Origin of the sequence: Apilactobacillus kunkeei (assembly GCF_001308195.1) — a bacterium.
Classification (GTDB): Bacteria; Bacillota; Bacilli; order Lactobacillales; family Lactobacillaceae; genus Apilactobacillus; species Apilactobacillus kunkeei_C.
On record NZ_JXDF01000017.1, the window covers coordinates 204,350 to 226,349 of the forward strand.

General features: G+C 36.3%; 17 protein-coding genes. All 17 read right to left on the minus strand.

Annotated elements, in window-relative coordinates:
• Positions 1-21: 21 nt before the first annotated feature.
• The 17 genes from RZ78_RS04165 to rnpM all read right to left on the minus strand — a co-directional run bounded on the left by RZ78_RS04165 (position 22) and on the right by rnpM (position 21,978).
• Complete coding sequence (locus tag RZ78_RS04165; RefSeq protein ID WP_054608215.1) at positions 22-765, minus strand: RsmE family RNA methyltransferase; 744 nt, start codon at positions 763-765, stop codon at positions 22-24.
• Positions 766-1,650: a 50S ribosomal protein L11 methyltransferase gene (gene prmA, locus RZ78_RS04170; RefSeq protein ID WP_054608216.1), complete on the minus strand. Its 885-nt coding sequence runs from the start codon at positions 1,648-1,650 to the stop codon at positions 766-768.
• A 75-nt stretch (positions 1,651-1,725) separates the two neighbouring features.
• The gene (locus RZ78_RS04175) at positions 1,726-2,055 is read right to left on the minus strand and encodes a hypothetical protein (RefSeq protein WP_034531650.1); all 330 of its coding nucleotides are present in this window, start codon (positions 2,053-2,055) and stop codon (positions 1,726-1,728) included.
• A gap of 178 nt (positions 2,056-2,233) precedes the next feature.
• Positions 2,234-2,974 (minus strand): hypothetical protein, encoded by a 741-nt coding sequence (locus RZ78_RS04180; RefSeq protein ID WP_054608217.1) that lies wholly within the window; start codon positions 2,972-2,974, stop codon positions 2,234-2,236.
• 359 nt (positions 2,975-3,333) lie between these two features.
• Positions 3,334-8,373 (minus strand): bifunctional glycosyltransferase/CDP-glycerol:glycerophosphate glycerophosphotransferase, encoded by a 5,040-nt coding sequence (locus RZ78_RS04190; RefSeq protein ID WP_054608219.1) that lies wholly within the window; start codon positions 8,371-8,373, stop codon positions 3,334-3,336.
• Between the two features lie 151 nt (positions 8,374-8,524).
• Positions 8,525-9,775, minus strand: coding sequence for a uracil-xanthine permease family protein (locus RZ78_RS04195; RefSeq protein WP_054608220.1), 1,251 nt, complete (start codon positions 9,773-9,775; stop codon positions 8,525-8,527).
• A gap of 176 nt (positions 9,776-9,951) precedes the next feature.
• Positions 9,952-11,790, minus strand: coding sequence for a translation elongation factor 4 (gene lepA, locus RZ78_RS04200; protein ID WP_054605632.1), 1,839 nt, complete (start codon positions 11,788-11,790; stop codon positions 9,952-9,954).
• Positions 11,791-11,917: 127 nt separating this feature from the next.
• Positions 11,918-13,075 carry a molecular chaperone DnaJ gene (gene dnaJ, locus RZ78_RS04205; protein WP_054608221.1) on the minus strand — a complete coding sequence of 386 codons (1,158 nt, stop codon included), beginning with the start codon at positions 13,073-13,075 and terminating at the stop codon, positions 11,918-11,920.
• 81 nt (positions 13,076-13,156) lie between these two features.
• The gene (dnaK, locus tag RZ78_RS04210; RefSeq protein WP_054608222.1) at positions 13,157-15,016 is read right to left on the minus strand and encodes a molecular chaperone DnaK; all 1,860 of its coding nucleotides are present in this window, start codon (positions 15,014-15,016) and stop codon (positions 13,157-13,159) included.
• A 26-nt stretch (positions 15,017-15,042) separates the two neighbouring features.
• The gene (grpE, locus tag RZ78_RS04215) at positions 15,043-15,615 is read right to left on the minus strand and encodes a nucleotide exchange factor GrpE (protein WP_171819660.1); all 573 of its coding nucleotides are present in this window, start codon (positions 15,613-15,615) and stop codon (positions 15,043-15,045) included.
• 14 nt (positions 15,616-15,629) lie between these two features.
• Positions 15,630-16,670 carry a heat-inducible transcriptional repressor HrcA gene (gene hrcA / locus RZ78_RS04220; RefSeq protein ID WP_054608223.1) on the minus strand — a complete coding sequence of 347 codons (1,041 nt, stop codon included), beginning with the start codon at positions 16,668-16,670 and terminating at the stop codon, positions 15,630-15,632.
• Positions 16,671-16,774: 104 nt separating this feature from the next.
• On the minus strand, positions 16,775-17,713 hold the full coding sequence (gene ribF / locus RZ78_RS04225) for a riboflavin biosynthesis protein RibF (protein WP_054608224.1): 939 nt from the start codon (positions 17,711-17,713) through the stop codon (positions 16,775-16,777).
• A gap of 17 nt (positions 17,714-17,730) precedes the next feature.
• On the minus strand, positions 17,731-18,642 hold the full coding sequence (gene truB / locus RZ78_RS04230) for a tRNA pseudouridine(55) synthase TruB (protein WP_054608225.1): 912 nt from the start codon (positions 18,640-18,642) through the stop codon (positions 17,731-17,733).
• 115 nt (positions 18,643-18,757) lie between these two features.
• A complete protein-coding gene (gene rbfA / locus RZ78_RS04235) occupies positions 18,758-19,111 on the minus strand; it encodes a 30S ribosome-binding factor RbfA (protein WP_041152352.1) in 354 nt (117 codons plus the stop codon).
• 14 nt (positions 19,112-19,125) lie between these two features.
• Positions 19,126-21,366, minus strand: a complete 2,241-nt coding sequence (gene infB, locus RZ78_RS04240) for a translation initiation factor IF-2 (protein WP_054608226.1) — start codon at positions 21,364-21,366, stop codon at positions 19,126-19,128.
• A 20-nt stretch (positions 21,367-21,386) separates the two neighbouring features.
• A complete protein-coding gene (locus RZ78_RS04245; protein ID WP_054608227.1) occupies positions 21,387-21,689 on the minus strand; it encodes a L7Ae/L30e/S12e/Gadd45 family ribosomal protein in 303 nt (100 codons plus the stop codon).
• Positions 21,679-21,978 (minus strand): RNase P modulator RnpM, encoded by a 300-nt coding sequence (rnpM, locus tag RZ78_RS04250; RefSeq protein ID WP_034531674.1) that lies wholly within the window; start codon positions 21,976-21,978, stop codon positions 21,679-21,681. The genes RZ78_RS04245 and rnpM overlap by 11 nt, the downstream gene beginning before the upstream one ends.
• Positions 21,979-22,000: the final 22 nt, after the last annotated feature.

Below are 22,000 nucleotides of genomic sequence, written 5' to 3' on the forward strand. Positions count from 1 at the left end.
TTTATTTTCTATATTCTATCATTAATTTAATGAGTTTAATTCCATATGAACTGATAAAGCTGATAAAAAGTAAAATGGTGCTGTTTCAGTTCTTAAAATTCTAGGGCCTAGTCCACAGGTCAAATATCCCATTGACTGCAAAGTTTCTACTTCTTTGGGAGATATTCCTCCTTCAGGTCCAAAGAACATTGCGACACTTTCAGCCGGTTTGGTTTGATCTAGTGTCTTAATTAAATCTGATTTTTCACCATGCTTAGCTGATTCTTCGTAAGCAATTAAACGGTGATCAAAGTCGTAGTTGTCTAGTTCTTTGATTGAGTTAATATATTCAACTTCTGGAATCACATTTCGATGCGATTGTTCAGCTGCACTTCTAGCGATTTTTCTAAAACGTTGTAATTTCTTTTCGGCCTTATTATTCCATTTAGCAATAGCCCAATCCGTTGGGGTAAAGATAATCTTTTTCACCCCTAATTCGGTGGCTTTTTGCACCACTAGTTCGGCCTTTTCCTTCTTTGGTAAACCACAAATAATAACCGCATCAGCTGGTAGTTCAACATTCTTATCAGATACTTCAACTACTTTAGCTAGATTGTTCTCATTATCGATTAATTCGGCAACAAATAATTGGTGGTTACCGTCAACGATTTCAAAACGATTCCCCTCTGTGGAACGTAAAACACCCATGAAGTGATGAGCGATATCAGCACTAACCTCAAACTCAGTATCATTACTCAATATTTGGTCTGTAAAGTAGTGTTGCATCTATTCATCATCCCTTCTTAAATGTGCTGTAATTCCACACCAATCACCTAACATTGATACTTGATCAATCACGAAATCATTGTCATTAAGTGTTTGATTGGTAATATCTAGTTTTTCCTTAATAATACCGGAAATGATAATTTGTCCGCCAGGATTTAGATTATTAACTGCTTGTGGAATTAAAGGTAATACCGCTTCTGGAAGCATGTTAGCAAAAATAATATCTACCTTCTTAGTAATGCCATCCAATAAACTGTTCTTACCAACTTTAATGTCGTCAGCAAAGCCGTTTAAGGCCACGTTTTGTTTAGCAGATGTAACGGCATCGTCATCATAGTCATAGGCTTCAATATCAGCAGCACCTAGTAGTTTGGCACCGATACTTAAAACCCCAGAACCAGTTCCAATATCTAGAATGCTTTGACCTTCTCTAATGATGTTTTCAATTGCTTGAAGACATAAAACAGTGGTTGGATGTACCCCAGTACCAAATGCCTTCTTTGGATCTAGTTTGATTACCAACTCATCATCTGATTCTTTCTTATAATCTTCCCATACTGGTGAGATTGTTAAGAACTTGGTAATGCGTTTGGCATGGTAGTACTTTTCCCATTCAGTGTTCCACTTGTCATCATTTAAATCCTTGGTAACAACCTTACCCATTCCAGGGTTTAGGCCAAAGCTCTTTAATTGATCCACTCTTTCTTGGATTGCTGGCACCTTTGACTTAATGTCAAAGTCTTCTGGGAAATATGAGTTAATACTCAATACTCCATCGTTTCTTGAATCTAATTCCACACCTAGAGATCCAAATTCCATCAAGATGTTAATAACTGCATCTTGAGATTCATCATTTGTTAATACTGATATTTCAGTCCATTCCATTTCAAACACCCCTGTTAACTTTTACAAAAAAGGTGCATCCCTCTTATAGGACACACCCCCGATTAATTTAGCGTACTATTTCGATTCTGTCTTTTCTTTTTCTTGAATCTTTAGCTGCTTAAGTTTTTCCTCATGTTGTTGCAAGTGAGATTCCAAATAAAGCATCAATGAATTTTCATCCTTAAAAATTCGTGGATGTTTTTGTTTATGAAGTCTTAAATCAATTTCATTAATTTTTTGTCTACCTGTCCATTTATGACCGTATCTGATGATTAAACGGTTATCTAAATGTTTCTTTCCGAATCTAAACACGTAAACGTTATCTGGAGTAAGCAATGGTCTAATGTAAGTCTTTTTGTAGTAGTATCCATTATCTCTTAAAAACTTTTTAGTTCGATTAAGCATTGTTTGTACACCTCCATTTTTTAATATTTTGCAATTGCTTTTTAATAAAGCATAATCTGTCCATAAATCATTCTATATAAATTTTATATTAAGTTTGCTAAATTGTCTACCTATATTATATATAAATAAAAACGCCAAATGTCTGCTGTTTACACAGAAATTAGGCGTTTAAGATTTATTATTTTACTTCTCCAACATCAAGAGCTTGATGCTTTAGTTTGGTAAAGACATGCTTATCAGCGATCCCTGTAATTCCTCCTTGGAAGAAGAATGCGAACAAGGTTCCTAATCCGAAGTTATTAAATTGGTGAGTAATTACAATAGCGATAATTGCCATGATAGTTGGTGGAATGTATGAGAACCACATTGCCTTTGAGGCATTTCCATCACAGTATTTAAATCTTAAAATTTGCATTAAATCATCAGCAGGATGTAGTGCAATGTTAACTCTTTGGTAAATTGAAATTGCAATCGCAATAAATGAAACACCAACGAAGTTAAGTAATACATATGCTAATGTCATTCCAATTCCGTGTGCTTCTGGTAACCAGTTACTTACAACACCGTTGAAATAGTTAATCAATAATGAGAATGGTCCTAAGAAAGCAGCGTTACCAATAACTCTGCTCCAGCTCCATTTTCCAACTAGAATTGAGTTAAGAACTGTAATTAACATTCCTAGTCCAAAGAATGCCCAGAATAAAACCCATTTACCATTACCTAAAACGGCGTATCCTAGGTTGTTTTCAGCAGCTGTCCAGTATGCTGATCCTAGAAATGATGGATGAATTTTGGCACTAGTTACTAGTGTTAAAACATTCCCCAATGAGTTAATAACTAGTGAGATTAAAAAGTAAATAATAGAGCTTGTCCAAGAAATGGTTCTTTTTGACTTAGTAGAACTTGCACTAATTTGCATGATAGAAATACCCCTTACCTGTAAAATTTTAATATTATTTTTAATTGTGAAAAATTTATCTAGCATTTGAAAGCTAATCAGCTATCAAAAACTTAGTGCAATAAAGCACAAACTTAATTAACAAGTAAATAATAACACGAAATATTATAAAATCAAGTAAATTACCTCGCATATCAATTGGTTTGATATGTCTTTGTAAATGATTTTTGTAATAATCATCACTTGTTTTTTGTTTGTGAACTTTATAACAAAATAAATTATAAACCATTTTAAAAATAAAATAAACCCCTTTCATAAAAAAGCTCAATCTTTTTTCAATAAAAAAGAAGCATCAACGATAAACCGTTGATGCTTCAATCTTATTTTCTTAATTCTTCTGTATTAATCCAGTAATTATGGTTGTCTAAACTTACTAATGCGTATTTAGGACCTAAGAATTCTTTGAATTCTCTATCACATAATTGAGCTGTCTTAATTATTTTCACTTTTCTATCACCATCTAGATACTTAACAAAATGATTATCACGATAGTTAGCGAAGTCCTTGTCTTTTGCCCAAAGTGTTGCACAGTCTTTAGCAATCATTTGATCACTCAATCCTTGTGTTGATAAATCATCATTGTAGAATGTTTCAAGACTGTGATCACTTAGCATCTTTTCAACAGAACGTTTAGATGCATTGCCATCCATCCAAGCTGAATACTTCTTGTAGAATGATTCATACTTATCATCAGGAGTCCATCCATTGTTGAATATATCATCAAGACTTTCAATTACTTCATCGTTAGTCTTAACGATTGGACCTGGTGCTTCCTTAATGAAGTCAAAGTAGAATCCACGAATGGCATTCGCATAATCTTCTAAGTCATAAGTAAAGAAGATCATTGGACGTTTTAATGTCGCATAATCAAACATTACTGATGAGTAGTCAGTAATCAATACGTCACTGATTAGATACAATTCAGCAATATCAGGATAGTTGCTTACGTTTAGTGCGAAACCTTCGTAATCACTTAAATCTAAATTATTAGAGATTAAGTAATGAGTTCTTACTAATACGTATGCCTTCCCTTCATAGCGTTCACGTAGCTTTTGTAAATCAAGGTGTAACTTGGCAGTGAATTCATCGTTTTTAATATATTCATTATCACGCCAAGTTGGAGCATACAAGATAACCTTCTTGTTATCTTCAATGCCCAAGTCTTCCTTGATTTCTCTGATGTCGTTAGAATTATGGTTTACTAAGATATCATTTCTTGGATATCCATCCAATTGAATTTGGCTAGCTTGCATTCTAAAGCAGCGTTGCATGATTTCTGCTGAATACATGTTAGGCGCAATCAATCTAGTCCATCTTCTGTTATCCTTGAAGACTTCTTCGTGGTACTTAGCAACGTTTACACCAGGCATTGTTACCTTCATAACGTCGGCACCAATGGTCTTTAGTGGTGTTCCATGCCAAGTTTGTAATACGACAGTGTCTTTACTTGGGTGCCATCTGAATGGACGACGTGAATTTGTTACCCAGTACTTAGCTCTTGCTTGTTTTAAGATTCCTCTGAAACCAAATCTAGTTACATAAGGAATTTGATTTAATTCAAAGAATTCACGATCTTCCTTGTTGACGTTCCAGTATAGTTTAAATCCAGGATAGTTGGCTTTCATGTATTCATAAATTGCCTTAGGATTGTCTGAATATTGGGTTCCAAAGAAACTATCGAAAATCACGATATCCTTCTTAGCAAGACGTTTTGATAGTTCATTTAACAACTTTGCTTGAAAGAAGTTAGTATCCCAGAAATGACCAATCTTCTTAAATAGCAAACTCTTAGCTGGTTCTTGGTCTAAATCTTCTCTTTGAGTATTCAATACTGTTTCAACAACTTGTTGAGTGGCATCCCCATTACGACCGTATTGAGCAAACTCATCACAGAATGTTTCCATTTGGTCTGCATAATTGTCAGCAACTGAATCGATATGTCTGATGCGATCAATCAATTCGTCTTCAGTCTTAACAATTGGTCCAGGCATTTGCTTGTAGTAATCCAAGTAGACACCTCGGTTAGCTTCGTCTAAGTACCAATCAGCATCGTATGCGTAGAAAATCATTGGACGTTTTAGATGTGCGTAGTCAAACATTACTGATGAGTAATCGGTGATCATTGCATCACTGATTAGGTACAAATCGTTAATATTATCGTAGTCACTAACGTCGTATACGAATCCAGGATTGTTGTAGAAACTATTTGAATGAGCTACAAAGTAATGCAAACGAACGAGTAGAACGTAACCGTCTGATAGTTTTGCTTGTAGCTTATCTAAATCAAGCTTGAAGTCAAAACCTCCATCCGCTCTAAATGTTGGTGCATATAAAACCACACGCTTATTTAGCGGAATACCCAGTTTGTTCTTAACTAAATTAATGTAATCAGTATTGTTGTGAGTGTATAGCTCATCGTTTCTAGGAAAACCTGATTTAATAACTTTTTGACTGTAGTTAAATGCATGTTTAGCAGTCTTTTCCATGTAATCAGAAGGTACTACTAAATAGTCCCAACGACGGTTCCTCATCGCAAAACGATTTTGTAACTTGTTGGTACCAAACTTAAAGTGAGGTTCATCAAATCCCATGTGCTTTAAGAATGTTCCGTGAAGTGTTTCCACTTCGATTTGACCCTTACGCTTAGCGTAGCGATTAGGCATGTTGGTGTTTTGAATAATGTATCTTGAAACAGCCAAGTAGTACCAGTACTTAAATGTGTTTACGCGAACCTTTTCACCGTCTCCAGTAATATTGGTTTCGATGTTGTTGAAAATCCATACCGGTTTGATTTCAGGATGATTTTCTTCAACGTATTGGTACATCAACTTTTCGTTACTATCAAACTTACTTGACCAATAAGAGTCAAAGACCATCACATTTCTAAGTGGTAATAATCTCATTAATGGATATAAAACGGAGTAAGAAATGGCACGTAAGCCCTTCTTAGCATCCATCGCTCCGAAGAATGGTTGATCTACCTTAAAGATAAGATTCATGCTCTTATCCTTCTTTACCGCATAGAAAATTTGAGATTTGCCATTGAATGGTAATTCAGTAGTCTTGATACGACACTTCTTGGCGTACTTAATGCGGTAAGTATGCGCTTTACCATCAACTTGAAGATAAATCTTAAATTGATAATCACCTTCAAGTAAATCTAGTTGTTCATTGTTGTTCGAAGTTAGTGCAAAGTCAAAGTCGAAGCTATCACCATTAATTTGGAAATGGTTAGATACTGGATCTAATATCTTTCTAGTCGCCTTATCAGCACTAATTAATTCAACGTGGGCTTGCGATACCAAGACGCTGCTTGGGTCGACTGCTTTGTTCATTTTGGCGGAAACATGTAGAACGTTGTTGGCATCAACAGAGACTTTCTTAGCCACGAATGGTGCTTCTTCAATCACTAGTTGCATATTTTTGATATCACCATAGAACAATGAAATAGCATCCCCATCGTCTAGATTAATTTGTTGATTAATCTTGTTTGAAGAGAATGAGTAGTTCATTTCAGCATGGGTAAAGTTATCCAAAATAATTAACTTAAGTTCTTGGTTACGAGCCTTGTCGTTAACTTCCTTAACATTAAACGCAAAACTGTTTTCATTTTGATCAATTGAGTGAATGGCAGTACCATTTGCTGCCATCAAGACGGCATTGTAACCAGATACATCCATGTTATCGACGTTAAAACTTAGTTCTTGCTTATCGTCGCTGACTGTTGGATAACTAACCACTGGCCTTCTATCAGAATCCGAATTTAAATCGATTACTTCAAAAACTAGTGAACCAACACTGTTAAATCTGGTAATCAGTTTTACCCCATTGTATTCAAACGGTAGAATGGCTTTTTGGGTTAACTTTTCAATTGGATCAGTAGCAAAATCCTTTACCATGATGTGGTTATCCACGTTGTTTTTGATTTGTACCTTCCAAGTTCCAACGCCTAAAGTATCGATAGCTTGCTTGATATTAAACTTAACTTCGTAATCAGCGTTGTTGTACTTAGCATTTGGTTTTAAAGTTCTTCTAACAAAAGGACTTTCCACCCTCTTGACTTGAACCTTCACGGTCTTTTTATTTTTAACGTTAATCAAGCTAGCTTGTAGTGATTCGTTCTTGTTTCCGTCACCAAATGTTCGTTTAACAAGGTGAAGCTTAGTAATCTTGAATGCTCCATCAATTCTAATATCACCGTTATCAACATTTGTAAATTCAACATCTCTAATCTTTTGGTTAAAACGACTGTTGTTATCATTTAAATTAACATTATCAACTAGTTGCTTCTTATCACCTAGTTCAGGCGCAATTAGTCGATAGTTTGATCCACCAATTGAATGTTTAAATTCACCAATTTGCTTTTTATAAGAAATGTCATTAATGACATCGACATCGTTATATCTAATTGCTGAATATAGAATTTGTTGTTTGACTGGCAAACGGTAGAAGATTTCTGAATCCCACAAGTGCCAATCTCTTAGGAACTTGTAAACCATTTCTTGAGCTTGGTAAATATAATCACTGCTATTATCACCTAGATTTTGAATAAAGATAAATAAATCTAGGAACAATGCCTTATATTTAAAGTCCTGAACAAATGCGTCTTCTTCACTAAATCCATTGCTTAAAATGATTTGTAGTGTTCTTCTAAGTGAACTTAGTCGACTTTCAAAGTTTGAAAGCGCACTTCTTGTTTGGGTAATGGAATCGGCACTTTCGCGCCATCTCCATTCATAGACATCATCTTCTACAACTGAAGTCTTACGTGACTTCAAATGTGCCTCCATTGAAAATGGAATATCTTCGTAGATGATGCCTTCCACAAACTTGATGCTATTATCAAGTAAGAAAGAACGCTTGTATAGTTTATTCCAACTGGTTGTGTCGTAAATCAAGTCATGGTTGGTTGTAATGTGTGTATTATCGTAATCATCGTGCACAGCAAAAGAATGTAGGTATGAATTTTGATAACGATCTTTATCAAATCGCTTAACAAAACCTACAACTAAGTCTGAGTCGTTTTGACGTGCTTTAAACGCCATTGAAGGATAAGCGTTAGCAGGAACAATATCATCACCATCAACGAAGGCAATGTACTTTCCTCTAGCGTGCTTCATCCCATAATTTCTAGTGTTACTTAAACCACCGTTTTCTTTATGTAGTGCTCTAAAACTATTATATTTATTTGCGAATTCATCAATAATTTTACTTGTATTATCAGTTGATCCATCATCAATCATCAATACTTCAAGGCTTTCCATAGGGAAATTCGTATTAGCAATGGATGACAAACATTTTTCAATGTAATCTTGAACGTTATAGCAGGCCACTATCACGGATAGATATGGTTCATTCATATTTAAGTGCCTCTCTCATAATATTTTCCAATAAAAAATACCAATTAAAACTTGGCATATCAGTCTAATAATGCGGCAAACTCTCTATAATTTACCTATTTGCATTATATCACTAAAAGCACTGTTTTTAATTGGTAATTATTAATCTTTACTAATTTTTAGGTAATACAATATTCAATAAAATTCCTAAGATTACGGATACAGCTAGTCCATTTAATGGCAATGTTCCAATTTTAATAATGAATCCCCCAACTCCAATTACTAAAATAGTTGAAACAATCATTAAATTACGTTTATTCGCTAAATCAATTTGATTTTCAATCATGATTTTAATCCCGCTAGAAGCAATCGTTCCAAACAATAGGAAACTGATACCACCGATTACAGGTAGAGGCATTTGCATAATTAAAACGTTTAACTTGTTCACAAATGAGAATAAAATGGCAAATACTGCAGCACCAATCAATACATAGACACTGTGAATCTTAGTAATTGCCATAACTCCAATGTTTTCACCATAGCTAGTTACTGCCGGACCACCGACTAATCCGGCAAAAATTGAAGCTAAACCGTCACCAGTTAATGTTCTGTTTAATCCAGGATCCTTAAAGTAATTTCTACCTGTTAATTCATCTAGCACCATCAAGTGACCCAGGTGTTCTGTAATGGTGACGAAAGCGATTGGTGCAATTGCAATGATTGCTCCCCATTCAAATTTCACATTATATGAAACGAATGGAATTTCGAATTTAGGCATTGAGAACCATGGAGCATTTGCAATTGTACTTAAGTTAACTAATCCCATCGCAATCGATAAAACATATCCACAAATGATAGCTAGTAGGATTGGCATAAATCCTAAAAATCCCTTCAAGTACATGTTAAAAAATATTGCTAATAGTAGTGTTACTAATGCTACAAAAACGTACTTGTAGTCGTAATTTCCATTTTTTAACATTGCATCATTGGCAGCACTAGATGCTAATGATAAACCAATTACGATTACAACAGGGCCAACCACAACTGCTGGTAGTAACTTATCAATCCATTCTGAACCAATCATGGCAATTAATAATGCCACAATTAAATAAATTACACCAACTGCTATTACCCCTTGAGCAATTCCAGGATAACCAGTTATCTGCATCAAGTACTTCATTGGTACGATGAACGCGAAACTAGAACCCATGTAAGCTGGAATCTTCTTCTGTGTTACTAGAATGTGAATTAAAGTCCCAACTCCAGAAGTAAATAAAGCAATGCTTGGACTTAACCCAACCAATAACGGAACGATTACTGTGCTTCCAAACATTGAAAACATATGTTGTAGAGATAAACCAATCCATAGCCATAATCCTGGTTTATCGTTAACATCTAAAATGGTATCTGAATTTTTATTCATAACCAATCCCCCTAAATAATTTCAGAGCTTTAACCTAGCAAAAAAGGTCTATTCATCCCTAGACGAATAGACCTTCACAAATTTTATTAAATTCGCTAATCTTATCAGCCTCACGGGACTAAATTAAAGACTCTATATTTTTAATATATCATACTGATAATTTCTTATGAAGTCAATTACTTTTTATCGCTTTCTTCTTCATCAGTTTGTAGAACAGCCATGAATGCGGCTTGTGGAATTTCCACTTTACCAACGGCCTTCATACGTTTCTTACCAGCTTTTTGCTTTTCTAATAGCTTCATTCTTCTGGTTCTGTCACCACCATATAGGTGAGCAGTAACATCCTTACGGTATGCCTTGATGTTAGTTCTAGCAATTACCTTAGCACCAATTGCGGCTTGAACAGGAATTTCGAAGTTTTGACGTGGAATAATCTTCTTAAGTTTTTCAACGATTACTCGAGCACGACTAGCTGAGAATTGACGGTGAGAAATGAAACTCAATGCATCAACCTTTTCACCGTTCAATAGGATATCAATCTTAACTAGATCAGAAGGCTTGTAGTCCCCTAATTCGTAATCAAGTGATGCATATCCTCTAGTGGTTGACTTCAACTTATCAAAGAAGTCAAAGATGATTTCTGACAATGGAATTGAGTACATGATGTTGACACGATAATCATCAATATATTCCATTGTTTCGAATTGCCCACGACGTGATTGGCAAAGCTCCATCACGGCACCAACATAATCGTTAGGCACCATTACAGTTGCTTTTACGTATGGTTCTTCAACCGCTTTGATTTCCGAAGCATCTGGCATTTCCGATGGGTTTTCCACATCTTTTCTTTGACCATCGGTGGTAAAGACGTGGTAAGTAACAGATGGAGCAGTGGTGATTAGATCAAGATTGAATTCTCTTTCTAGTCGTTCTTGCACAACATCCATGTGTAACATACCTAAGAATCCACATCTAAAACCAAATCCAAGTGCTTGTGATGATTCAGGTTCGAATTCTAATGCAGCATCATTTAATTTAAGTTTTTCAAGTGATTCTCTTAAGTCACCAAACTTGGCATTGTCAGTTGGGTATAATCCAGAATAAACCATTGGTTCCATTTCACGATAACCTGGTAATGGTTCATCTGCTGGATTATCAGCATTAGTAACTGTATCCCCCACACGAGTTTGGTTGATATCCTTAATACTTGCGGTGATGTATCCAACGTCTCCAGCCATTAGGTATTCTCTTTGAACAGGATGTGGAGAGTTCACACCAACTTCGGTAACTTCGTATTCACTACCACTGTTCATTAAGCGAATTTTATCTCCTGGTTTAACAACACCATCACGTAAACGAACACTCAAAACTACCCCACGATAATCATCGTAAACAGAGTCGAAGACAAGTGCCTTTAGTGGTGCATCCAAATCACCTTGAGGAGCAGGTACTTCTTCTACGATTCTTTCCAATAAGTCTTCAATTCCGATTCCCTTTTTAGCACTAGCTAAAACGGCATTTTCGGCATCGATACCAATGATATCTTCAACTTCTTTTTTAACCATGTCTGGTTGCGCAGAAGGTAAATCAATCTTATTAATTACAGGAACAATTTCCAAGTCATCATCGATCGCCAAGTAAACATTAGCTAAAGTTTGTGCTTCAACACCTTGGGCAGCATCAACAACTAAAACTGCACCTTCACACGCAGCCAAACTTCTTGATACTTCGTATGAGAAATCGACATGTCCTGGTGTATCAATAAGATGAAATTCATAGTCATGACCATCCTTAGAATGGTACTTTAGCTCAACTGCATTCAACTTGATTGTGATTCCACGTTCTCTTTCTAATTCCATGTCATCCAATAATTGGTTTTGCATATCTCTTTTTGCGACAGTATCTGTCATTTCTAAAATTCGATCGGCTAAAGTAGATTTACCATGATCAATATGAGCAACAATCGAAAAGTTACGAATGTATTTTTGATGTTCCTTCATTTTTGCTATGTCCATGTTTATTCCTACTTTCAACGTAATGTATTAATACAATTATAACAACCAAAAAGACAATGCACAAACTAAATCATGCTATCGGAATTCTTTTCGGCAACAAAAAAGAGTCGCATAAGCGACCCTTAATTTATTTCTTGCCGTTCATAGCATCTTTCATCTTTTCGAAGAATCCACCATTCTTGTATTCTTCTTCACCAGATGCTTCAGCAAAAGCTTTTAGAGCTTGTTTTTGTTGTTTGTTTAAACTCTTAGGAGTGACAATCTTAACAGTAACTAGTTCATCACCTTTTGAACTACTGTTAATCTTAGGCATTCCCTTACCTCTAAGTCTGAAGGTAGTATTTGATTGAGTTCCTGCTGGAACCTTCATTTCAACATCACCATATACGGTCTTAACCTTGATGGTGCTACCTAGAGTAGCTTGAGTAAATGAGATGTTTTGTGAGTAATGTAGATCAGAGCCATCACGTTCAAAGTCACGACTAGGTTTTACTCTAAATACGATGAATAAGTCACCGTAAGGTCCACCGTTTTCACCGGCTTCACCTTGACCTTGTAATCTCATTTGTTGTCCATCATCAACACCGGCAGGAATGTTTACTTCTACCTTGTGACTTTCGTGCATGTGACCTGAGCCACCACACTTAGGACATTTGTCCTTAATTTCTTTACCAGTTCCACCACAAGTAGGACATGGATGTTGAGTTTGCATTTGACCTAATGGTGTATTTTGAACTGATGTTACGTAACCACTACCGTTACATTGGTGACAAGTTTCTGGATGAGTTCCTGGTTTTGCACCTGAACCATCACAGGTATCACACTTAGCTTCACGGTCGTATCTGATCGTAGTCTTCTTACCGAAAACGGCATCTTCAAAATTGATTGTCATTTGGTATTGAAGATCACGACCCTTAACAGGAGCATTTGGATCTCTTTGAGCACCTCTTGCTCCACCACCAAAGAATTGGCTGAAGATGTCGTCGAAGCCGCCGCCACCGAAACCAGAGAATCCTCCAGCTCCGCCTCCGAAGCCTCCGGCACCTCCGCCGAAACCACCAGATGGGCCATCAGCGGAGCCAAATTGATCGTAATTACGACGTTTTTGTTCGTCGCTTAGTACTTCGTAAGCTTCGTTAATTTCTTTAAACTTCTTTTCAGCACCGGGTTCTTTGTTGATATCAGGATGATACTTCTTAGACATTTTACGGTAAGCGTGCTTAATGTCATCTTGACTGGCATCTTTTGATAATCCCAGAATTGAATAATAATCCTTATCTGCCATTTTTATCCCCCATAATATTCATTTTGAAATAAAAGGTCAAAGCCCAACAAGTCAGACTTTGACCCTTTTAAAGTAATCTAATTACTTATTGTTTTTGTCATCATCATGAACTTCATGGAAATCGCCGTCAACAGTGTTGTCGTCTTTACCCTTGTTATCTGATGAATCGTTTGCGTTACCTTGTTGATCTGAACCTTGTTCTTGTTGTTGTTGGTATAACTTAACAGCAAGTGCTTGAACTTGTTGACTCAAATCATCCTTCTTAGCCTTCATTTCGTCTAAGTTGTTGTCTTCTTTAGCCTTCTTCAATGCATCTTCAGCTTCTTTAGCCTTCTTGATTTCATCTTCAGAAACCTTACCTTCAACATCTTTTAGAGTCTTGTCAGTTTGGAAGATTAATTGATCTACTTCGTTCTTCAAATCAACTTCTTCTTTACGCTTCTTGTCTTGTTCTTCGTTCTTCTTAGCTTCATCCATCATACGGTTGATTTCATCATCTGATAGACCGTTTGAATCCTTGATGGTAATCTTTTGTTCCTTACCAGTACCTTTATCCTTAGCAGAAACGTTTACGATACCATTCTTATCAATATCAAACTTAACTTCGATTTGAGGAACACCACGAGGTGCAGCAGGAATGTCAGTTAATTGGAATTGACCTAAAGTCTTGTTGTCAGCTGCCATTGGACGTTCACCTTGTAGAACATGGATATCTACGGCTGGTTGATTATCAGCAGCAGTTGAGAATACTTGTGACTTAGAAGTTGGAATAGTTGTGTTTCTATCAATTAACTTAGTGAACACACCACCCATAGTTTCGATACCTAATGATAGTGGAGTAACATCAAGTAATACAACGTCCTTAACATCACCTGTTAGTACACCACCTTGAACAGCGGCACCTAGAGCAACAGCTTCGTCAGGATTGATTGAGTGGTTTGGTTCCTTACCAGTCCAGCTCTTAACAGCTTCTTGAACAGCTGGGATACGAGTTGAACCACCGTTTAAGATAACTTCATCAATATCTGAAGTGCTTAGTCCAGCATCCTTTAGTGCGTTGTCAAAAGCAACCTTAGTCTTATCAACTAAATCAGAAGTTAATTCGTTAAACTTAGCACGTGATAGTGTAGTTTGTAAGTGAAGGGGTCCATTTTCACCTGATGCAATGAATGGAAGACTGATTTCAGTTTCAGTAACACCTGATAGATCCTTCTTAGCCTTTTCAGCAGCATCCTTTAGTCTTTGTAATGCCATCTTGTCTTGTGATAAGTCGATGCCATTTTCGTTCTTAAATTGTTCTACTAGGTAGTCCATAACTCTCTTATCAAAGTCATCCCCACCTAAGTGAGTATCACCATTAGTTGATAGTACTTGGAATACACCGTCACCTAATTCAAGAACGGAAACATCAAAAGTACCACCACCAAGGTCATATACAAGAACTTTTTCGTCTTTGTCTTGCTTGTCTAGACCGTAAGCTAATGATGCAGCAGTTGGTTCGTTGATGATACGTTTTACATCTAAACCAGCAATCTTACCAGCATCCTTAGTTGCTTGTCTTTGTGAGTCATTGAAGTATGCAGGAACAGTGATAACAGCTTCGCTAACAGTGTCACCTAAGTAGTCTTCAGCGAATCCCTTGATGTATTGTAGGATCATTGCTGAGATTTGTTGTGGAGTGTACTTCTTACCATCAACATCTACAGTGTAACCTTCTTCACCCATGTGACTCTTAATTGAAGCAATGGTGTTTGGGTTAGTGATCATTTGACGCTTAGCAACTTCACCAACTTGTGGTTCGCCATCTTTAAATGCAACAACAGATGGAGTTGTACGTGAACCTTCTGGATTAGTAATGATTTTTGGTTCTTTACCTTCAAGAACAGCAACAGCTGAGTTAGTAGTACCTAAATCGATACCGATAATTTTATTACTTGCCATAATTTATTATCTCCTTGATTATTTTTTTATTGAGCAACTACAACCATGCATGGTCGAATAACACGATCAGCTAGTTTGTAGCCTTTTTGTAAAATTTCTACAACAGTGTCTGCTGGATGATCATCATCTGCAGGAACTGTTTGAACCGCTTGACACTCGCTTGGGTCAAATGGTTTGTTTAAGACATCAATTTCTTCAATGCCATTTTCAGATAATGCTTTGTTGAAATGCTTTAGAACAAGTTCAACACCTTGTTTTAATTGCTTTCCACTATCATCTGAAACTTCAACACCCAATGCACGTTCCAAGTTATCCATTGCAGGTAAGATACTAGTTGCTAGTTTTTGACCATCATACTTGTAGATATCTGCACGTTCACGCTTGAATCGTGTTTGCATGTTTTGCATTTCTGCTTCAGCACGAAGATACTTGTCAGAGAAATCTTCAACTTGTTGTTGAAGTTCTTCAACTTGCTTTTCTAATGAATCCTTTTTATCTTTCTTAGCGTCCTTCTTTTTGTCGGCGCCTTTGTCCTTAGCAGCTTCTTTCTTTGAAGTTGCTTTTTCTAGGTCTTTTTCATCATCCTTCTTGCTAGCCAAATGAATGCCTCCTTTTACTGATTATATTTATCATAATAATTTCTCAGTTTCTTTGATAATTCATTTCTAAATCCATCAACGATTCCAATTACTCTAGAATATGGCATCCTAGTAGGACCTAGAACGGCGATAACACCCTTTCCATATGGTCCAACATCATAGGAACCAGTAATAATACTGTAATCCTTTAATAGATCATTGCTTAATTCCGGTCCAATTTGAACGGAAATTGAATTATCTGAACTCTTGATGAACTTCGCAGCATCATCAGTATCATTTAACAATGAGTAAATTGGCTTTAGATAACTGATGTCATTATTATCAGTAAAACTCAATAGATTCAATTCACCACCGATATAAAACTGATTAGTAGAAGCTTGCATCAAAACATCATCAAGAGTTTGAACTAAGCTATCAGGGTTCTTAACGTACTTGAGAATTTCAGGTACGATTTCTGTCTTCAACTTAGTGATAACTTCGTCTAAAGGCTTCCCTGCTAACTTGTCATTGATCATTCTGACAACGGCATCTAACTTGTCACCACCCAAGTCACCATCAATATGGAAAACCTGGTTAACAACTTCATCATTATCAGTGATTAGAATTGCCATCACCTTATGATTACCAAGTGGAACTAAACGAAAGCTCCCCAAAACGGGAGTTGTTTCTTGTTCCGGCTTTAAAGTCAATGCAGTGTAATTTGTTAAGTTAGATAGAATGTCAGCTGATTGTTGAACGATTTCATCAATTTGTCTAAATCTTCCTGATAGTGAATTTTGAATAATCATCATATCACTGTTATCAATTGGATTTGGATTCAACAAGTTATCAACATAGTAGCGATAACCTTCGATTGATGGAACACGTCCCGATGAAGAATGATTTTTGGTAATTAAACCAATCTCTTCTAGAAATGCCATTTCATTTCTAACGGTTGCTGAACTGACATGTATTGGTAATTGACTGGATAATGCCTTTGAACCAACAGGAACACCTGATTTTGTGTAATCATTAACGATGATTTTCAAAATCATTTTTTCTCTTTCAGTAAGCATACCCGATCACTCCTTATCGATTAGCACCTTTAGCAGTCATCTGTGTTAAGTGCTAACCACAATTATTAATTTACCAAAGCCATCTATATAAGTCAAGAAAAAGACTAGTTATTTTCAAAATATTGACGTGTGAAATCTTCGTCAGATTGAAGTTGCTTAATTAGCTTATCAATCCCTTCAAACTTCACTTCACCACGAATACGGTATAGCCAATCTACCTTTAATACTTCACCATATATATTGTCATTAAAGTCTAAAATATTAATTTCTACTGTAATTGGATTCTTATCACCAAAGGTAACGTTACGCCCAATTGAAGCCATCCCATGATACTTTTTTTCACCGATAAACACATCAACTACGTAGACACCGATAGTTGGTAGCCATTGTAGTTCATCGTGTTCGATGTTGGCTGTTGGATAGCCCAATTCACGACCACGGGCAAAGCCATGGACAACAGTTCCACCAGTTTGAAATGGTCTTCCCATTAAATGGTTCACTGTTTGAATGTGACCTTCGTCAAGGTTCTTTCTAATTCTAGTTGAACTGATTTTTTCTAATTGATAATCTGCCAAGTCCACGGCAACTACATCAAATCGATCTTTTGCATAATTTGGTAGTAAGTCCATTGTTGCGTCCTTGGCACCATAAGTATGATCCGTTCCGGCAACTACGGTGTCGGCATTAAATCTAACTAGGTAGTTATCAACAAATTCTTGTGGTGTCTGGTTTTGAAAACTAAAACTATAGTTAACAACGAACACCTTATTAACACCCAATGATTCAAACATTTCATTTTTGCTGTCTGACATAATGATGTTTCTTCTATCATGTGGTGATAATTGTTTATATACTACAGCAGGTTTATGGTCATAAGTTAATACTGCCAAAGGTAGGTTCTTTTGCATGGCAATATCGCGCGCTTTTTCCAATACCTTTTGATGGCCTAAGTGAATTCCATCGAAATAGCCCATTGCTAAAACTAGCTTTTCTGATTGATGAAAATCGGAACTCAATGGATGATGTAATTTGATTATTTCCATAATTTCATGCCTTTCGATTATTGATTGCTAAACATTTTTTCTGGTTTGTAAATTTGTTTGTTTTGATCATAGAAGTACAAAGCCTTAACTTCGTTGTTAAACGTTAACACACATTTATCGTCATTTATACCTAAAACACCTAAATCCAAGAAACCACCATTTTGGACGATCTTCCATTGGCTTTCGTTTAGTTCAACATGCTTAAAGTCGGTCAATGCGTAATCAATTGATTTAACGATGTCATCGATAGTGCCATTTTCTACGGCTGATTTTACTTCGCTAATCTTAAAAGTATCTTCAATTGTAAAACCACCACTCTTAATTCTAGTTAAACTAGACATCACAGCTGGCATATCAATCTTTTTACCAAAGTCAACAGCAAGCGTTCTTACATAGGTTCCCTTACCACAACCAACTTCAAAGAAGATAGTTTGTTGTTTTTTGTCTTTATCATAAATGCTGTCTTTGATTTGTTTAAAGTAATGAATTTGAACATGTCTTTCTGGACGTTCTACTTCCTCACCATTTCTGGCGTATTCATAAAGTCTTTTTCCATTAACCTTCACGGCTGAATACATTGGTGGAATTTGAATTAAATCTTCAGAAACAAAACTGTTAAGTAGTTCATTAATTTCATCGTCTGTTAGTGGCTTTTCTAGTGGTTTAGTACTGACCACTTCACCGTCTAAATCTTCGGTTGTGGTATCAAAACCTAAGGTAATGCTGCCTTGATATACCTTTCCTGAGTTCATTAGGTATTCGACTATTTTGGTACCCTTCCCTAAACAAATTGGTAAAACTCCTTCTACGTTTGGATCTAGTGTTCCACTGTGACCAATTCGTTTCATTTTTAAAATGCCTCGTAATTGACTAACGCAGGCAAAACTGGTCATACCCTTTTCTTTATATAATGGGATAATTCCGTCCATATTACACGACTCCTCAGATGTTATTTATATCTTAAATTATATCATAGACGCCTTTTTTCACTAAATCAGAGCAAACAAAAAGAACCCATAACATCAGTTACGGGTTCTTTTTTTATTAACGATCTTCTCGTTTTAATTTGTTGATTAATTGATCAATCTTACTTCCATATTGAATTGATTCATCTAATTTGAATGTTAATTCAGGTGTACGGTAGATACTCAAACGAGAACCTAATTCACCTCTGATTAATGATGTTGCCTTATCCAAACCTTTTTGGGTAGTTTCTTCATCATTATCGTTATCAGATAAGATGCTGTAGTAAATAGTAGCTTGTTGTAAGTCACCAGTTACGTCAACACCAGTAATGGTTACACCTTGAACTCGTGGATCTCTCACACGTTTTAATAAGATGTCATTAACTTCTTTTTGAATTTCTTGTTCTAGTCTTCCAACTCTGTATTGAGCCATATCAATTCACTCCTTTACTTAGCAGGAACTTCTTTCATTTCGTAGGCTTCTACAACGTCACCTTCCTTGATGTCGTTGTAGTTTTCAATAGTAAGTCCACATTCAAATCCTTGCTTAACTTCCTTAGCATCATCTTTGAAACGCTTCAAACTATTTAGTTCACCGTTGTAGATAACAACGTTATCACGGATTAAACGAATCTTACTGTCACGTTTAATTACACCATCGGTAACCATTCCACCTGCAATTGTACCAATCTTAGAAGCTTTGTAAAGTTGTCTTACTTCAACTTCACCAGTAACTTCTTCTTTGTACTTAGGTGCTAGCATACCCTTCATTGCTGATTCTACTTCATCAATAGCATCGTAGATAACTTGGTGTAGACGAATGTCAACGTTATCAGTTTCAGCTTGAGCCTTAGCTTGTGGAGTAGCACGAACGTTAAATCCAACGATGATAGCGTTACTTGCTTCAGCCAATGCAATATCACTTTCGTTAATTGCACCAACAGAACTGTGGACGATGTTAACCTTAACACCTTCAACATCAATCTTTTGTAGACTTGATGCAAGTGCTTCAACAGAACCTTGAACGTCAGCCTTAATAATTACGGCAACTTCCTTCATTTCTCCTTCTTTTAGAGATTCGAATAAGTTATCCAAAGTAACACTGTTGTTCTTCTTACGTTCTTCCATTTGAGCTTCCTTAGCTCTTTCTTCACCGGCTGCACGGGCAGTTTTTTCATCATCGAATACTACGAAACGGTCCCCAGCTTCTGGAACATCGTTTAAACCAGTAATTTCGATAGGAGTTGATGGTTTAGCACCATCTAAGTCCTTACCCTTTTCGTTAGTCATAGTTCTAACACGACCGAATGTGTCACCAACTACGATTGGATCACCGACATGCATAGTACCTTGTTGAACAAGTAATGTTGCAACTGGACCTCTACCACGATCTAGACGAGCTTCAATAACTGAACCGGCAGCATGTTGCTTAGGGTTAGCCTTTAATTCCATCACGTCTGATTGTAGAAGAATCATGTCTAGTAATTCATCAACGTTGGTACCCATCTTAGCTGATAGTTCAACGAAGATAGTGTCACCACCCCAGTCTTCTGGGATCAATTCGTAACTTGCTAGTTGTTCGATAACGTGGTTAGGGTTTGCACCTGGTTTATCAATCTTGTTAATTGCAACGATAATTGGAGTCTTAGCGGCCTTAGCATGGTCGATAGCTTCAATTGTTTGTGGCATAACACCATCATCTGCGGCAACAACTAGGATTGTGATATCAGTGATATCAGCACCACGAGCACGCATAGCAGTAAAGGCAGCATGTCCTGGAGTATCCAAGAATGTGATAACCTTACCGTTTCTTTCAAGTTGGTAGGCACCGATTGCTTGAGTAATTCCACCAGCTTCACCAGCAGTGATGTGTGAGTTTCTCAAGTAATCCAATAATGTTGTCTTACCATGGTCAACGTGTCCCATGATAGTAACAACTGGTGCACGGTCTTCTAGGTAGTCAGTGTTTTCTGCTTCTTCTTCGAAGATCTTATCGATATCAGAAACGTTTACTTCAACCTTTTCTTCAGCCTTAATACCGTAGTCAGCAGCTAGAAGTTCGATTGTATCCTTATCCAATGAAACGTTTTGGTTAACCATTACTCCTAATAGGAATAACTTCTTAACGATTTCAGCTGGTTCTCTATGGATAATCTTACCGATTTCTTGAGCGTTCATACCAACTGTGTATACCAATGTTTCTGGCAATGGACGTTCTTTTCTTTCTGGCGCTTTGTTGTTCTTGTGGTTCTGTCTGATACGTTGGTTCTTAGTGTACATACCAGCAAACTTGTTGTTACCACGGTTGTTTTTCTTGTTGAATTTCTTCTTGTTCTTCTTAACACCCTTTTTGAAGTTTGAAGAACCATTGTTATTTGGTTTGTTTATGTTGTTACTGTTATTACTGTTGTTATTGTTCATAGATTGCTTTGCCTTATTGTTAGAATTTTTGTTTAAAGTCTTGTGTGGCTTTTCGGCAGGTTTCTTAGAATTATTGTTAGCTGGTTTGGTTGCATTAACCGGCTTTTTCTTTGGAGCAAAGTGGTCTCTGATAGCCTTTTCTTCGTTAGCATCTAGACCTGACATATGATTTTTAACGTCATATCCCTTTTTCTTTGCTTCATCAATAATTGTCTTACTAGCTACATTTATCTCTTTAGATAACTCATAAATTCTTTTCTTACCCATACCATCACGTTCCTTTACAATTAATTTGTCATTTCTTTCAAACGTTTGGCAAATCCATTGTCTGCGATCCCAATAATGTTCCGCGGCATCCCAATTGCATCACTTATCTCTACTTTAGTAAACATTTGATTGGTAGGAATGTTATATGAATTTGCCTTATCTGTAAATTTCTTCAAGCTGGCTTTTCCAGAGTCAGTAGCGATAATCAGAAATTTAATTTTATTCTTCTTGATTGCGTTGAGCAATATGTCTTCACCAGTAGTTATCTTTCCGGCTCGCTTTGCTAAACCAATAAAGTTTAATATTTGTTCTTTATTTGTCATTTTCGAAAAGTTCTTTTCTGGCTTGTTTGTGGTCTACGTAAGCAATTAAATCATCGTAAAATTCATCACTTAAGTCAACTGAAAATACTTCGTTTAGTTTCTTTTCATCCTTGGCTTTTTGTGCGACTTTTACGTCAATTGAAACGTATGCCCCTCTACCTGATTTTTTTCCAGTTTCATCGATAGTAACGTTATTTTCTTTGTCCTTAACGATTCTAACTAAATCTTTCTTGGGAGCCATTTCACCAGTAACAATATCTTTTCTCATTGGAATTTTTCTTGTTCTCATTGAATTAACACTCCTTAAACTT

Coding starts and splice junctions, on each gene's coding strand:
- rbfA (WP_041152352.1), bottom strand. CDS start 19,111: ATGGCTCAATACAGAGTTGGAAGACTAGAACAAGAAATTCAAAAAGAA.
- RZ78_RS04190 (WP_054608219.1), bottom strand. CDS start 8,373: ATGAATGAACCATATCTATCCGTGATAGTGGCCTGCTATAACGTTCAA.
- lepA (WP_054605632.1), bottom strand. CDS start 11,790: ATGGACATAGCAAAAATGAAGGAACATCAAAAATACATTCGTAACTTT.
- RZ78_RS04180 (WP_054608217.1), bottom strand. CDS start 2,974: ATGCAAATTAGTGCAAGTTCTACTAAGTCAAAAAGAACCATTTCTTGG.
- ribF (WP_054608224.1), bottom strand. CDS start 17,713: ATGGAAATAATCAAATTACATCATCCATTGAGTTCCGATTTTCATCAA.
- truB (WP_054608225.1), bottom strand. CDS start 18,642: ATGGACGGAATTATCCCATTATATAAAGAAAAGGGTATGACCAGTTTT.
- rnpM (WP_034531674.1), bottom strand. CDS start 21,978: ATGAGAACAAGAAAAATTCCAATGAGAAAAGATATTGTTACTGGTGAA.
- dnaK (WP_054608222.1), bottom strand. CDS start 15,016: ATGGCAAGTAATAAAATTATCGGTATCGATTTAGGTACTACTAACTCA.
- prmA (WP_054608216.1), bottom strand. CDS start 1,650: ATGGAATGGACTGAAATATCAGTATTAACAAATGATGAATCTCAAGAT.
- infB (WP_054608226.1), bottom strand. CDS start 21,366: ATGGGTAAGAAAAGAATTTATGAGTTATCTAAAGAGATAAATGTAGCT.
- RZ78_RS04195 (WP_054608220.1), bottom strand. CDS start 9,775: ATGAATAAAAATTCAGATACCATTTTAGATGTTAACGATAAACCAGGA.
- RZ78_RS04245 (WP_054608227.1), bottom strand. CDS start 21,689: ATGACAAATAAAGAACAAATATTAAACTTTATTGGTTTAGCAAAGCGA.
- RZ78_RS04165 (WP_054608215.1), bottom strand. CDS start 765: ATGCAACACTACTTTACAGACCAAATATTGAGTAATGATACTGAGTTT.
- hrcA (WP_054608223.1), bottom strand. CDS start 16,670: ATGCTTACTGAAAGAGAAAAAATGATTTTGAAAATCATCGTTAATGAT.
- RZ78_RS04175 (WP_034531650.1), bottom strand. CDS start 2,055: ATGCTTAATCGAACTAAAAAGTTTTTAAGAGATAATGGATACTACTAC.
- dnaJ (WP_054608221.1), bottom strand. CDS start 13,075: ATGGCAGATAAGGATTATTATTCAATTCTGGGATTATCAAAAGATGCC.